12 protein-coding genes are annotated in these 14,512 nt (G+C 73.3%); 9 read left to right on the plus strand and 3 right to left on the minus strand.

The genetic code is table 11. From position 1 onward, the window contains the following. Positions 1–17 precede the first annotated feature (17 nt). From ABZX22_RS21720 to ABZX22_RS21730, 3 genes are read left to right on the plus strand one after another with little or no spacing between them, the layout of a single operon-like run. Positions 18–1,184: an AAA family ATPase gene (locus ABZX22_RS21720; RefSeq protein WP_354911783.1), complete on the plus strand. Its 1,167-nt coding sequence runs from the start codon at positions 18–20 to the stop codon at positions 1,182–1,184. Beyond that, positions 1,181–4,810, plus strand: a complete 3,630-nt coding sequence (locus ABZX22_RS21725) for a DUF5682 family protein (RefSeq protein WP_354911785.1) — start codon at positions 1,181–1,183, stop codon at positions 4,808–4,810. The genes ABZX22_RS21720 and ABZX22_RS21725 overlap by 4 nt, the downstream gene beginning before the upstream one ends. Beyond that, positions 4,807–6,975 carry an SWIM zinc finger family protein gene (locus ABZX22_RS21730; protein WP_354911787.1) on the plus strand — a complete coding sequence of 723 codons (2,169 nt, stop codon included), beginning with the start codon at positions 4,807–4,809 and terminating at the stop codon, positions 6,973–6,975. Before ABZX22_RS21725 ends, ABZX22_RS21730 begins: the two co-directional genes overlap by 4 nt. Positions 6,976–7,123: 148 nt before the next feature. On the opposite strand, the gene ABZX22_RS21735 is transcribed toward ABZX22_RS21730, so the two are convergent. Next, complete coding sequence (locus tag ABZX22_RS21735) at positions 7,124–8,254, minus strand: DUF418 domain-containing protein (protein ID WP_354911790.1); 1,131 nt, start codon at positions 8,252–8,254, stop codon at positions 7,124–7,126. A gap of 225 nt (positions 8,255–8,479) precedes the next feature. Further along, entirely contained in the window at positions 8,480–9,394 is a 915-nt protein-coding gene (locus ABZX22_RS21740) for a MerR family transcriptional regulator (protein WP_354911793.1), read from the minus strand. 214 nt (positions 9,395–9,608) lie between these two features. Between ABZX22_RS21740 and ppk2 the strand changes: the two genes are divergently transcribed. From ppk2 to ABZX22_RS21760, 4 genes are all read left to right on the plus strand, one after another. Next, entirely contained in the window at positions 9,609–10,562 is a 954-nt protein-coding gene (gene ppk2 / locus ABZX22_RS21745; RefSeq protein ID WP_354911796.1) for a polyphosphate kinase 2, read from the plus strand. Positions 10,563–10,792: 230 nt separating this feature from the next. After that, positions 10,793–11,005: an alpha/beta fold hydrolase gene (locus tag ABZX22_RS21750; protein WP_354911799.1), complete on the plus strand. Its 213-nt coding sequence runs from the start codon at positions 10,793–10,795 to the stop codon at positions 11,003–11,005. A gap of 66 nt (positions 11,006–11,071) precedes the next feature. After that, a complete protein-coding gene (locus tag ABZX22_RS21755) occupies positions 11,072–11,449 on the plus strand; it encodes a hypothetical protein (RefSeq protein ID WP_354911802.1) in 378 nt (125 codons plus the stop codon). Positions 11,450–11,662: 213 nt separating this feature from the next. Further along, positions 11,663–12,010 (plus strand): hypothetical protein, encoded by a 348-nt coding sequence (locus ABZX22_RS21760; protein WP_354911804.1) that lies wholly within the window; start codon positions 11,663–11,665, stop codon positions 12,008–12,010. A gap of 204 nt (positions 12,011–12,214) precedes the next feature. On the opposite strand, the gene ABZX22_RS21765 is transcribed toward ABZX22_RS21760, so the two are convergent. Next, complete coding sequence (locus tag ABZX22_RS21765) at positions 12,215–13,063, minus strand: hypothetical protein (RefSeq protein WP_354911805.1); 849 nt, start codon at positions 13,061–13,063, stop codon at positions 12,215–12,217. Between the two features lie 146 nt (positions 13,064–13,209). Here ABZX22_RS21765 and ABZX22_RS21770 point away from each other — a divergent pair, with 146 nt between their 5' ends. Together ABZX22_RS21770 and ABZX22_RS21775 are read left to right on the plus strand one after the other, a co-directional pair. Next, a complete protein-coding gene (locus ABZX22_RS21770) occupies positions 13,210–13,356 on the plus strand; it encodes a hypothetical protein (protein ID WP_354911808.1) in 147 nt (48 codons plus the stop codon). Positions 13,357–13,513: 157 nt separating this feature from the next. Beyond that, positions 13,514–14,506 (plus strand): LacI family DNA-binding transcriptional regulator, encoded by a 993-nt coding sequence (locus tag ABZX22_RS21775; RefSeq protein ID WP_354911811.1) that lies wholly within the window; start codon positions 13,514–13,516, stop codon positions 14,504–14,506. The last annotated feature ends 6 nt before the right edge of the window (positions 14,507–14,512 follow it).

The raw sequence follows: 14,512 nt of genomic DNA on the forward strand, positions 1-14,512 counted from the left end.
GACGAGGACGTGTATTCATGACCCTGACACAGGACCAGGCGACCGCGCCCAGGCAGGTGCTGCCCGCCGAGGAGCGTCACGCCGCCGAGCTCGCCTTTCTCGCCGCTCACGACGACGGCCCCCGGCCGCCCGGCTGGAGGCTGACACCCCGCGCGGTGGTGACGTTCATCTGCGGCAGCGGCGACGAGACGCTGGAGCTGCCGAAGAACCGGCGGCCCGCCGACGGCGCGCCGGCCCGGCTGAAGATCGCCGCCAAGTTCGTCGGCGAGCGGGCGCTGGTCGAACGATGCGTGGTGACGCTCGCCGGAGAGCGCGGCCTGCTGCTGGTCGGCGAGCCGGGCACCGCCAAGTCGATGCTGTCGGAGCTGCTGGCGGCCGCCGTGTGCGGCACCAGCGCGCTCACCGTGCAGGGCACCGCGGGCACCACCGAGGACGCCTTCCGCCACGGCTGGAACTACGCCCTGCTGCTCGCCCAGGGGCCGAGCCCCGCCGCGCTGGTCGACTCCCCCGTGCTCACGGCCATGCGCGCCGGGCGCGTCGCCAGGGTGGAGGAGATCACCCGCTGCCTGCCCGAGGTGCAGGACGCCCTGGTGTCGATCCTGTCCGACCGGCGGGTCAGCGTGCCCGAGCTGGCCGGCACCCCCGATGCCCAGGTGGCGGCCGCGCCGGGCTTCACCGTGATCGCCACGGCCAACCTGCGCGACCGCGGGGTCTCGGAGATGTCGGCCGCGTTGAAGCGGCGCTTCAACTTCGAGACCGTCGACCCCATCGCCGACGCCGCCGCGGAGACCTCGCTGGTGCGCCGGCAGGCCACCGCGGTCGTGCAGCGGGCCGGCGCCGCCTTCGCCGTCGACGACGCCGTGCTCGAGGCGCTGGTCACCGTCTTCCGCGACCTGCGCTCCGGCCGTTCGGACGAGGGCTGGGACGTGGAGCGGCCCGGCACCGTGATGTCCACCGCCGAGGCGGTGCAGGTCGCGGCCTCCCTCGGCGTCGCCACCGCCTACCTGCCCGGCGGGGACGTCCTCGACCTGGTGCCCGGACACCTGCTCGGGGTGGTCCGCAAGGACGACCCGGCCGACCACGGGCGGCTGCTCGGCTACTGGGACGGCCCGGTACGGCGCCGCGCCGAGGACGGCTCGGCGATGTGGCGGCGGCTGTGGGACCTGCGGGAGACCCTCCGGTGACCGTCCAGGACCACGACACCCAGGACCACGACACCCAGGACCACGACACGGTCGGCCCCGACCCCAGGGAGGCGGTCGCCGCGCTGGCCGCCTCGGCGGTGCCGTACGTGGTGGGGGTGCGCCACCACAGCCCCGCGCTGGCGGTGGCGCTGCCAGCGCTGCTCGACGCCGCCGACCCCGAGGTGGTGTGCGTCGAGCTGCCCGCCGACTTCCAGCCGTGGCTGCAGCACCTCGCCGACCCCGCGACCGTCGCGCCGGTCGCCCTCGCCGGGTCCGGCGAGGACGGGCGGCTCGGCTTCTACCCGTTCGCCGACTTCTCGCCCGAGCTGGTGGCCGTCCGCTGGGCGTGGAAGCGGGGAGCCGAGGTGCGCTGCTGCGACCTTCCGCTGTCGGACCCCGGCTGGCAGGCAGCCGACCCGCCCGGCCTGCCCGCTCCTGACCCGTCCACGCCCGGCCCGTCGAAGGCGGGTGTGGCCTTCGCCGACGCGCTGGCCGCCTCGGGCACCGGACGCGAGGGCGACGACCTGTGGGACAGGGCCGTGGAGGTCCTGGCGCCGGGCTGCGAGCCGGAGGCGGTGCGCCGTGCCGCGCTCGGCGTCGGCTGGGCGCTGCGGCGCGACGCCGAGACAGGCACGGAGTCGGCGGGCGGCGTCCCGGCCAGGGACCTGGCGCGGGAGGCGCACATGCGCCGCGTGCTCGCCGAAGCAGCGGCCGGCGGGCGCCGCGTCGCCGCGGTCGTCGGCGCCTTCCACGCCCCGGCCCTGCTCGGCCTCCAGCCCGGCACCCAGGTAGAGGCGCCGGCGGCGGCCGGCACGCCCGTCACCTCGCTGGTGCCGTACGCCTTCGACCTGCTCGACTCGAGGTCCGGATATCCCGCGGGCATCCGCGACCCCCGCTGGCAGCAGGCGGTGTTCGCGGCGGGCGGCGATCCCGGGCGGGTCAGGGACGGCGCCGCCCGCGCGATCACCGAGGTGTGCCGGCAACTGCGCGCCGCCGGGCACACCGCGGGCACCGGCGAGGCCGTCGAGACGCTCCGGATGGCCTGCGACCTGGCGCGGCTGCGCGGCCTGCCCGCCCCCGGGCGCGGCGAGCTGGTCGAGGCGGTGACGGCCGTGCTCGGCCAGGGCGAACCCCTGGGCAGAGGACGAGCCCTGGCGCAGGCCATGGAGACCGTCCTCGTCGGCGCGGAACGGGGCAGGATCGCCCCCGGCACGCCCCGTTCCGGCCTCGGCCCCGCCGTCGAGGCGGAGCTCGCCGCGCTGCGCCTGCCGTGCCCCGACGATCCCGACCATCGGGAGGTACGGCTCGACCCGCTCCGCTCCGAGCTGGACGCGCGCAGGGAAGTGGCCCTGCGACGCCTCCTGGTCTGCGGGGCGGGCTACGGCGAGCCGATCGAGGTGGCGGGAACGGGCGACGCCAGCGCGCTCACCACCAAATGGCGGCTGGCGTGGACGCCTGCCGTCCCGGCCCGGCTCGACCTGGCCGGCGTTCGCGGGGTGACCCTCGCCCAGGCCGCGGCGGGCACGCTGCGCGACAGGTTCCGCCGCGAGTCCGCCGACGGCGGGCCCACCTGCGCGCTGATCCTCGACGGCCTGCGCGCCGCGGCCCGCTGCGACCTGCCGGAGCTGGTGGCGGCTCGTCTCGACGACGCCGCGGTCACGCTTCCCGCCGCCGCCACGCTCGCCGAGCTGCTCGAGGCGCTCGACGTCTTGGAGGCACTGCGCCGCGAGCATCTGCCCGGCACCACCCCGCAGGGTCGCGAGCAGGCCGCCGAACTGGCGGGCACCCTGCTCGAAGCCGCCGTACGCGCGCTGCCCGGCCTGGCGGGCAGCGACCAGCCGGAGGACGCGGTCGCCCTGGTCGCCCTCGCCTCCAGGGCCGGGGAGGAACGCCTTGGCCTGCGGATGGACGACACGCTGGCGGGGCTCGCGCGCACCGCCTCGCCGCTGATCCAGGGGGCGGCCATGGCCGCACGCGTCCTGCTCGACCTGGACGGCCCGGACGCTCTCGGCGCCAGGGCGGCGGGGTGGGTCGACACCGCGACCGACCTCGACAGCCGCAGACGCCTCAGCCGCCTGCTGAGCGGCGTGCTCACGGCGGCGGCGCCGCTGCTGCAGTCGGCCCCGGAAGCCCTCGTGCCGCTCATGGACCGCATCGACGCGCTGGCCGACCAGGAGTTCCTCGATCGGCTGCCGGCGTTGCGGGGCGGGTTCGACACGCTCGCGCCCGCGGGCCGTACCCGGTTGCTGAGCGAGGTGTCCGCGCGCCTCGGCGGGCGGCTCGACGTGACGCTGGAGGCTCCGCCCGCGCTGCTCGCCCTGTGGGCCGCCGCCGACACGGCGGGGCTGGGCGCGCTGCGTGCGCTCGGGCTGCCGTTCGCACCGGACCAGGCGACCGGTGACCTCCTCGTGGCACGGCAGGACCGGACGACCCCCGGGCCCGCCGCCTCGGACGACGGAGCCCGGGCCCTGACGATCCCTGAATCCGCAGCCTCAGGCGACGCTTCGCGCAGGTTCGCGCCGACAGACCGGTGGCGGCTGCTGCTCGGGCGGGAGTCCGAGCAGCTCGCGGCGGGCGCCCGTTCCTACGCGCGAGCGCTGGACGAGCTGTACGGCACGGGCCGCGGCGAAGGCGCCGACGACTTCGGGGAAAGCGACGGGCCCGGCGGCACCGGCGACTCCTTCCCCACCGCACGCGAGTGGGCGGAGGAGCTGGAGGCCCTGTTCGGGGCGGACGTGCGGGAGGAGGTCCTGGCGCGAGCGGCCGAGGCCGGGAGGACCGACGTCCTCGACGTTCTGCGGCCCGGCGCGGTGCGGCCGTCGATCGAGCTGCTGACCTCGGTGCTGACGCTGGCGGGCGGCCTGCCCGAGCAGCGGCTGGCCACGTTGCGGCCGCTGGTCCGCCATCTGGTCGCGGAGCTCACCCGCGAGCTGGCCACCCGGCTCCGGCCGGCGCTGACCGGGGTGGCGAACCCGCGTCCGACCCGCCGTCCGGGTGGCAGGCTCGACCTGCCGCGCACGCTGCGGGCGAACCTGGCCCACACGCGCCGCATGGGCGACGGGCGGCTCGTGGTGGTCCCCGAACGGCCGGTGTTCAACAGCCGGGCCCGCCAGGAGGCCGACTGGCGGCTGATCCTCGTGGTGGACGTGTCCGGCTCGATGGAGGCCTCGGTGGTGTGGTCGGCGCTGACCGCCGCGGTCCTGGCGGGCGTGCCCACGCTCTCCACCCACTTCCTGGCGTTCTCCACGCAGGTGATCGACCTCACCGACAGGGTCGCCGACCCGCTTTCCCTCCTGCTCGAGGTGCAGGTCGGCGGGGGTACGCACATCGCGGCGGGGCTGTCTCACGCCCGCTCGCTGGTCACCGTGCCGAGCCGTACGCTCGTCGTGGTCGTCAGCGACTTCGAGGAGGGATACCCCCTGGGCGGCCTTCTCGGCGAGGTGCGTTCGCTCGTCGGGTCGGGCGTCCACCTGCTGGGCTGCGCCGCCCTCGACGACGAAGGCGTTCCCCGCTACTCGTTGCCCGTCGCCCAGCAGCTCGTCGCGGCCGGCATGCCGGTCGCCGCCCTCAGTCCGCTCGCCCTCGCCCGCTGGGTGGGCGACCGCCTCCGCGGAGAAGCCAGGTGAACTCCCCCACGCCAACCGTTCCCCCCGCCCTGCCGCCCGTGGCGCCGCACGTGGTGGCCGCGGCCGTCGAGGTCCTGACCTCCAGGCTGCGCAAGAAGCTGGACGCGGCGGTCGAGCAGTACGCCGCCGTGTCCCCCGTCGCCGACGGCGACGGCATCACGATCCGCTGCGGCGAGGACGCGGTCGTGACCCTCTCGCCGGGGACGTCGGGTGCGATCCTCGAGGAGGACCAGGCGCGGTGCAGCTGCCTGCTGTCGCCGCGGTGCCTGCACCGCGCGGCCGTTCTCAGCGCCTGCCCCGTGGCCGACGCCGCCGGAGAGACGGCCGGCACCGGAGAGACCGACACCGGAGAGGTCGCCGCCGGAGAGGTCGCCGCCGGAGAGATGGCCGACACCGGCACGGATGCCGACGCGAACTCCGGTGCGGTACCGGCCGGCGGCGCCCACTCCGGCCCGAGTCCGACCACCCACGCGGACTCCGGCACGGCACCGGCCACCCGTGCGGGCTCGGGCGCGGAGGCGACGGCCGGCGGGAGCGCGGGTTCCGGGCCCCCCACCGGGACGGACGGCTCCGCCCAGCCCGACGATCCATCCCGCGCGGGGCCGAGTGCGGCGCAGGTGGCCGCGGCGGCCGGGCTGTGGGCCGCCGCCGCGGCGGTGCTGTCCGCCGGGGTGCCCGCCGCGGGCGCGGTTCCGCAGGCCGAGTTGCTCAGGGCAGCGCACACCGCCCGGCTGGCCGGCCTGCCCAACGCCGAGGCCGCCGCCGTACGCGTCGTGCGCGGTCTGCGCGCGGCCCGCGAACGCCACGACGGTCACCGTCTCGCCGACCTGGTGTCCGCGCTGCGCGAGCTGCTGCTCACCGCCGGCCGGCTGGCTTTGGCGGACCCGGATCCCGCGCTGGTCGGCAGCGTTCGCCGGAGCTACCAGCAGGGCGGGAGCCTGCGGGCGCACGGCGTCTTCAGGGAGCCGGTGATCAGTGCCACCGGCTACGGCGGCGTGGTCACCCACCTCGTCGCGGAGGACGGCCGGTGGTTCTCGGTCGCCGACGTCAAACCGGGCGGGGCCGCTCGGGCGCGCGGGGCGGCCACCGCGACCGTGGCCATCGGCTCGGCCATGCTGAGCCATGCCCAGCTGGCGCGGGCGGGCCTGTTGATCGTCGGAGCGACCGTTTCGCCCGACGGCCGCCTCGGCGCGGGTCGCGGGGTGCGCGCCACCCCGCTCACCGGCATCCCGTGGACGGCCGGTCCGCTGGCCGCCCTGTTCGCGCGTCCGCTGGCCGAGTCCGCCACCGCCCGGCTGTCCGACGACGGGTGGAGCGAGGCGGAGGCGGCCCGCGAGCCGGTCGGCTGCGATCTGGTGATCGTCGGTACGGCCGGCGACGCCGTCCTGGCCCGCGAGCTGTGGCCCGCCGCCGCCGCGGGCGCGGATGCCGACGGTCCCACCCCTCAGGCACCACCCGGCGGCCCGGCGGACGGTGATCGGGTGTGGCGGGCCCCGTCGAGCGGCCTGGCCGGTGACGATGTCCGGCCGGCGCGGCCCGGCGGCCCGCTCATCCGGCTCGTCCCCGCCGGCCGGCACCCCGGCCTGGCCCACCTCGACAACCTGCGACGTCTCGCCTCGCGCCCCGGCATGCTGGTGCGCGTCGTGGGCCGGGTCGATCCGGACAGAGCGGCCACCCTGATCCCCTTGGCGGTGGGTCCGGTGCCGGGCGCCGAGGCGACCCTGCGCCTTCCCGCCGACTGGCACGATCGGGCCGACCTCGGCTACGACCGCCTGCAACGCTCGCACCTCCCTCCGGATGACGCCTGCCTGCCGTACCGGATGGAGGGGGCGGAGGACCGCGTCGATCCGGTGGCGGGCGCGCCGCTCTGGCGGGTACGCCGGCTGGTCGAGCTGGCCGTCGCCGGCGGCCGCAGGGCGGTGGCCGAACCCGCGCGCAACGGCGACGCCCGCGCGCAGGCGGCCGCCCTGCGTGGTGCGGGGTTCCTGGCCGCGGCGGACCTGGTGACCGCGCTCACCGCCGAGGCCGACCGCAGGGCTCGCGACGTGTTCGGCCGGTTGGCCGAGTCGGACACCGATCGTTACGCGTGGGCCTGGCTGGCCGCCGCGGCCCACCTGGCCGCGACCGAGCGGGCCCTGGTGCGGGCGTCCTGGCAGGCCGGTTGATCGCCGGACGGCATGGGCCGGGCCCGGAGCGCCCCAGCGGCTCCGGGCCCGGCCGTTCCTCCCCGTTCGTGCCGGTGCAGACCGAGGGGTCCTGGGTCATCGCCCCGGCGGGCGCTGCTGGTCGGGCGGCGCGGGTACGGGCGCCCGGTCACGACCGCTGGAGTTCGGCCTGCCGCCTCCAGGGGGCCTGGTAGGCCCACTGCCAGGCCAGCTCCAGCGGTCCGCGGTCGAAGCGGCGCAGCCAGAGGGCGGCCAGCGTCATGAACAGCAGGCAGATGGCCGCCCATGCGACGGGCACCCACCAGGGCCGCAGCCCGTCGAGCCGGACGGCCAGGCCGAGCCCCCAGCCGTAGCAGAGCACGCTCGCCGCCAGGTTCTGAAAGACGTAGCAGGACAGCGCGGTACGGCCGACGCCGGCCAGCCCCCTGCGCATGACGCCCGGCGCGCCCTTCATGCCGAGCACGATCGAGGTGAGCAGCGCGAGCAGGCCCAGCGCGACCAGCGGCGGCAGGATGTAGCGGTCCACGGCGAACCACGCGGGGCCCGCGAAGGACGTGACCAGGTTCAGCGGGGCGGCCACCCCGAGCCCGGCGAGAGCCAGCTTCCTGCGCAGGCCCGCGCCCCGCTCCTCGAACACCCCGGCTCGCAGCAGCCGCGAGCCGAGCAGGAACAGCACGACCCCCATGGGCACGATGAAGACCAGCTCCGCGCGCAGGAGAAGGACGTGCTCCAGGCGCGCGGCCACCTGGTCGGTCCAGCCGCCCCGGCTGTAGAGGGTGACGGCCCCTGAGCCGCCGGGGGCGTCCTCCGCGAGCAGGGCCAGCGTCAGCAGCGCGACCAGGGTGACGTGCACCGTACCCGCCGCGACCATCCAGATCCGCACCGTGCGCTCGCTTCTGCCGATCAGGTACGCGACGACCATGGAGGTGATCGCGTACCCCATGAGCACGTCGAACTCGAAGATCAGGATGTAGTGCAGCAGTCCCTCGGCGAAGAGCAGGGCGGCCCGCCACAGGTATCTTCCCGGCCAGGTGAGGCCCTTGCGCACGGCGCTGCGGTACTGGAGTTCGAGCCCGATGCCGAACAGCAGGGTCAGCAGCCCGAGGAACTTGCCGTTGGACAGGAACCGCAGGAGGGTCTCCGCCGTGCCCGGCGCGCCGCCCATGGCGAGTATTCCGGCGGGGCCCGCCGGAACGGTGAAGATCCAGATGTTCGTGCCGAGGGTGCCCATGATGGCGACACCCCGCAGCACGTCCAGCGCGTCGATACGTGTGGTCACGCATCAAGCCTTCCAGCGGCAGGAGACCGTGATCTCCTACCGCCAGACGAACCTGCGTGTACATCCATCGATGGACACGCGTCGCCTTCGGTCGTCTGGTGCTCGCCGCCGCTGGGCGGAACGAGCGGAACGAACGGAACGAGCCGAGCGGGCGAACGGGGGGACGGCGGAGCGGGCGAGCGGACGGAGCGGGTCGAGGTGAGTGATCGGCGCGCGCAGGGCGGATCAGGGATGCGCGCGCAGGGCGGCGGCGAGCCAGCCGTGGTCGTCGAGCCGGGAGGACGGCGCCGCCTCGCCGTTCACGGTCGCCAGGAGCTGCCGGTACCGCTCGACCCGCCTGTCCTGCCCGTCCTCCAGGCGCGCCAGCACCTGCGCGCGGTCGGCGGGGCCGAGCAGCCGATCCAGCACCTGGGCCGCTTCGGCCGAGCCGGGATCGATCCCCCGCTGCCGGGCCTCGCCGACCATTCCGGCGATCTTCTTGGCGAACCAGAGGAACGCCCCGGGCTCGCGGCCGGGGCCCTCCTGCCCGCGTCCGGCCGCGTGCTGCTCGGCCATGACGCGCATCCGCCGCCGGAAGTCCCTGTCCTGGACCAGTTCGGCCAGCTCGATCCAGGCCTCGAGCTGCTCGGGTGTGGGATCGGCGGGCAGTTCCACCGGGGTGTGGCGCAACCGCGCCTTCAGATGGGGGTCGGCGTCCAGACCGGCGAAGACCTCCTCGAGGAAGTCCTCGACGATCTGACGGCGCTCGTCGGCCGAAAGGCGTGCCAGCTTGTCCAAACGAATCAGCTCCTCTGGTCTGGGCCGTCGCCGGGCGAGGGCGCTCAGCACCGCCCGGCGCAGCCGCAGGACGCGGATCTGCGCGTCCAGTGCCATGACGTGGGTTTCCGCGACGTCCGCGATCGTGGTCCGCTGCTCCAGCACCCGGCGGACGTCGCTCAGCCCGAGCCCGAGCTCGCGCAGGGTGCGGATGAGGTCCAGCCTGACCACCGACCGGGCGTCGTAGAGCCGGTAGCCGCTCTCGCTCCGCCCGGCGGGCGGCAGCACCCCGATGTCGGACCAGTACCGGATCGTGCGCACCGGCATCCCGGTCCGCCGGGACAGCCGGCCGATCGTCAGCGGTTCCCCGCGGTCGTCGTCCATGACCACGAGTGTGGGGCTTCCAGCCGCTGGAGACTCAAGCCCTCCCGGCACAGCGATCAACGCGGCGTCCGCCCGCGTGGAGAATCGCCGGTCGTTCCGCTGACGGCCCATGCCGGGCGGGATTTCTCGGCGAACGTGGCGGAAGGTGGTTAGATCGGCCGCCGAGGGTGCATGGTGACGGTATGGGCATCACCACTCTCGCCGGGTGTGCACGATGAACGATCCGCACCGACGACGCCTGGTCGTCCTCGGCTCCCAGGACGCGGACGACACCGGAGAGCTGCTCGACAGCACGCCCGGCCTGTGGGTCGATGATCGCGACGATGACGACCCCAGGCTGTACCGCGCGGACGGCACGCAGGTCGACACCTGGCGCCAGCACTACCCCTATCCGGCACGCCTGCCGCGGCCGGCGTACGAGCACGACAAGCGCTTGCTGCAGATCGAGCTGCTGAAGCTGCAGTACTGGATCAAACGGACCGGCCTGCGACTCGTGGTGCTGTTCGAGGGGCGCGACGCCGCCGGTAAGGGCGGCACCATCAAGCGCTTCATGGAACACCTCAACCCGCGCGGCGCGACCGTGGTCGCGCTGGAGAAGCCCAGCGAACGCGAACGGAGCCAGTGGTACTTCCAGCGCTACATCGCCCACCTGCCGGCCGCGGGCGAGATCGTGCTGTTCGACCGGTCCTGGTACAACCGGGCGGGCGTCGAGCGGGTGATGGGCTTCTGCACCGAGGAGGAGTACCTGGAGTTCATCGAGCAGGCGCCGCGGCTCGAACGGCTCCTGGTCGAGTCGGGCCTGCATCTCATCAAGCTCTGGTTCTCGGTCTCGCGCGCCGAGCAGCGCACCAGGTTCATCATCCGCCAGGTCGACCCGGTCCGGCAGTGGAAGCTGTCGCCGATGGACCTGGCCTCGCTGAACAAGTGGGACGAGTACACCCGGGCCAAGGAGGACATGTTCCTGCACACCGACACCGACGCGGCGCCCTGGACCGTCATCAAGAGCAACGACAAGAAGCGCGCCCGGCTGGAGGCGATGCGTCACGTCCTGAGCCGGTTCGACTACGCCGACAAGGACGCCCACGTCGTGGGCACCCCCGATCCCCGGATCGTGATCTCCGCCGCCGACATCTTCGACGAGGATCACACCACCGACCAGGTACGGTGACCGGCCGGCACACCCGAACCCGGCCCAGCCCGCGCACGACGCCCGCACCACGGAGAGCGGCCCGACAACCCCGGCACCCCCCCGCAGCGGCGATTCCCGACAGCGAGTTTCTGCCCATCGAGGGAATGGGGCACGGGTTCCCGCCGCCGGTGATTCCTCGTATCTCCGCGGCGATCCTTCGGCACACCGGGCGATAGCCGACAACCGCGCCTCGACCACCTCCGGGTCCGGTGCTCACCGCTCTGGGGGTCGACAGCGCGGCGGTGTGCGGGCACTCCTACGGCGGATGGCTCGCGCTGACCCGCGCCCCGCACGCGCCCGCGCGGGTCCGGCAGCTGGCGCTTGAGCACCCCAGCTGGGACGACGCCGAGGGTCGCCGAGGGGCGCGCCGTTCGCCGAAATCCCGGGATCGGCTGACGGCAGGACGAGCGTTCACCGGTTGACGATCGGCTGTCCATGGCCGCGGTGAAGGCTGTCGTGACCCATAGCGACAGCACGGAGGAAAAGCCATGTCCTTGTCCAAACTCGCCCTGAGCGTCTCCGCTCTCCTGTTCCTGACCCTGAGTACGGCGGCCTGCGGCTCGGGAGGCGAGACTGCCGCCGTGGCCGACACCAAGGGCTGCAAGGAGATACGAACCATCATGGCGAGTACGGTGACCCAGCTCCAGAGCAAGGCCGAGGACCTGGAGGCGATGAAGCAGTTCTACGGCGACAGCGCACAGAAGATCAAGGAACTGGACGTCGACGAGAAGGTCAAGGAGGCCCAGGGCGCGGTCGTCTCCCTTTACGAGGAACTGGCGGGCATCAGCGCGCCAGAAGAGGCGGACCAGTACACCGACCAGGCCAGTGCGACCGTGTCGAAACTGAACTCGGCCTGCACCGCCTGAAGAACGACGTCGAGCAGGCTCAGGCCGGCGGTGAAGGTCACCGTACCGTTCCTGATGGACGGCCTTGAGCCGCACCTCATGGGGACTGCTGACCGACTGCCGCCGGTTGCCCGGCCCAGGCGGCCCGCCTAGGAGAAGAGCTGTGCGGTTATAGATCGTTCATCAACCGTCAAAGTCGGGTTCGTAGGCTCTGACGCCATGAAGAAGATTGTGATGACCATCGCCCTGATGACCGCCGTACCCTTCCTGACCAGTTGCGGCTCCGCCTCCGCCGACGCGTGCAACGCCGCGGCGGCGGCCAGTGCGACCTGGGAAAAGGAGCTCGGCTCCGCTCAAGGCGCGGAGGCGGTCAAGGGCGTCAACACCACGTACAAGGCGGTGCTGGTCGAGCAGGCAGGCAAGGTGGACGGCACGGTCAAGTCTGCCATGGACGAGATGGCCGCTTCGCTCGACGCTGCCAACGCCGCCATCGACGCAGGCGACGAGGCGGGCATCGACGCGGCGCAGAAGGGCACGGACGCGAAGACGACGGCGCTGAACACCGCCTGCCAGGCGGGCTGATCCCCTCCCACACGCATCGAGCGGGTACGCCCCGCCGTGGAAGTCCACGACGGGTCTGAGCATCTCCGGGGTCCGCGCCCACCCCGGAGACATCCTCGCCTGCCGGCCGACGCCGCCGGCTCCGCCGCGCTCGACCGCCTCACCGGCCGCCCCCGGCGCCCTCCGCCCCGTGAACGGCTGACGCTCCCGCAGCTCCTCGGCACCTCAGCGGCCTGCGTCGATCAGCGCGCTGATCGGGTTGTCGTCGACCGACGGCCACTTCAGATCGTCGAAGTCGACGACCTCGCCGGCCGGAGGCGCCGCGATCGCGACCTTCGCGCCCCAGCCGCTGTAGCGCGTGTCGACGATGTCGTGCTCCGTGGCCTTGACCAGCTTGCCGTTCTTGGGCACCTCGGTTCTCAGGGTGTATTCCGTGATCAGACGGACAGGCAGCCGGTCACGGTCGACGAAGAGCCTGAAGGAGATCTTGCCCACCTCGGAGTTGCCGTACTTCTCCTTGTACAGCTGCTTCCCGCTGAGAGTGCCGCGGTACTCGCCGGCCCTGGCGAACGTGCTCTTCGAGATCACCAGCTTCAGGATCGCCGGGTTCAGGACGTCGACACGCTGGTCGCCGCGCTGCCCGTCGTTGTTCCACGCGGAGCTGCCGCTGAACCGGACCCAGTGCTTGCCTTCGGGCATGTTCCCCCACTCGAAGCCCTTCACGTAGGTGGCGCGGCCCACCTTGACCGCACGGAGCGTGGCCGGTTCGTAGTCCTCGCCTAACCCGAGAGCCGCCTTCTGCTCGTCGGTGAGCGTCGTCTTCGACGTGAGGTCGTAGTCCACGGCCGCGGACTTTCCGAACCCGATCACTCCGCTGGTGCGGGTGAGGAAGACTCCCTTGATCCCGCTGACGGTGATCCGGTTCGCCTCGGACACCCGGACGCCACGCCCAGGGGCGAACTGCTTCTGCACGGCCGTGACCGGGTCCTCGGGCGCGGCGGCCTGAGCTTGTCCGCCACCCGCGACGAACGCGGTGACCACGGCCGTGACGGCAACGACTGCGACACGTTTCATGCGGAGGATCTTGTCGCTCCGGCGTCACGAAATGATCTCGAGCCGCGTGCCGGCGAGCAGGGCGGGCTGTCCGTGCGCGGCGAGCTGGGCCTCTGTTGTCGCACACCAGGTGGAGCCGGTACGACAGGTACGGACTCGGCGGCGCCATGGACGATGACGACGCCCGCCGGTTGCCCGAACTCGCTCCTCAGACCGTCTACCGCCGCATCGACGCCAGACATGTCATCCACGACGACAAGCCCAGGGAGTTCATCGCCGCCGTCACCGATTTCGCCGACACGCTCGTCCCGTGAGCTGACCCTCGGGCGGGATCCCGAGGTCTCCAGGGGAGGCAGGGTCGCTCCCTGGCCCGCCGCGCGGGACGCCCAGGGCCCGGAGAGCGCACGCATCTGCTGTGAGGAATCGATTGCAGCTACGCTTTCCCTCCAGAGGATCCGAAACGGGGACAGGATGACGACGATCTACGATGTGGCTCGCCACGCGGGGGTGTCCGCCGCGACGGTCTCGCGGGTGGTGAACGGCCGGCCGAACGTGGATCCGGTGCTGGCCGAGCGGGTCAGGCGGGCCCTGACCGAGCTCGAGTACCGCCCCAACGCCGTGGCGCGCAACCTGCGCAAGAGCCGGACCACGCTGTGGGCCGTCATCATCTCCGACGTGGGCAACCCGTTCTTCACCGCGATGGTCAGGGGCGTGGAGGACGTCGCCCAGAAAGCCGGTTTCTCGGTCGTGCTGTGCAACAGCGACGAGGACCCCGCCAAGGAGGGCAAGTACGTCACCGCCGCGCTGGACGACCAGATGGCCGGTGTGATCATCTCGCCGTCCGGGCGGGCCACGCATGTCAACCGGCTGGTCGACGCCCGGGTGCCGGTGGTGGTCATCGACCGGCAGCTGCGCGGCATCGCCGTCGACACCGTGCTGGTGGACAACGAGCACGGCGCGGAGCTGGCCACCGCTCACCTCATCGACTCGGGGTATGAGCGCATCGCGTGCATCACGGGGCCGCGCAGGCTGTCGACGGCCGTCCAGCGGCTGCGCGGCTACCAGCGTGCGCTGCGCGGGCACCGCCGTGCCGTACGGGAAGAGCTGGTCAGATATGCCGACTTCCGAGAGCAAGGCGGGTATGCGGCGATGGAGGCGTTGCTGCGGCAGGACTCCCCGCCGGACGCCGTGTTCGCCGCCAACAACCTGATGACGGTCGGCGCCGTGGAATGCCTGGTCGACCAGGGTGTGCGCATCCCCGAGGAGGTCGGCGTGGTCGGCTTCGACAACATCCCGTGGGCGCATCTGGTCAGGCCGTCGCTGACGACCGTGGGGCAGCCCACCTACGAGCTGGGCCGTACCGCCGCCCTGCTGCTGGCCGAGCGGATCGCCGAGCCGTCCCGCCCGGCCGGCAGCGTCACCCTGCACACCCAGCTGCACGTCCGCGAGAGCTCCCGCCGCTGACCCCAT

Origin of the sequence: Nonomuraea sp. NPDC003804 (genome assembly GCF_040610675.1) — a bacterium.
Lineage (GTDB): Bacteria > Actinomycetota > Actinomycetes > Streptosporangiales > Streptosporangiaceae > Nonomuraea.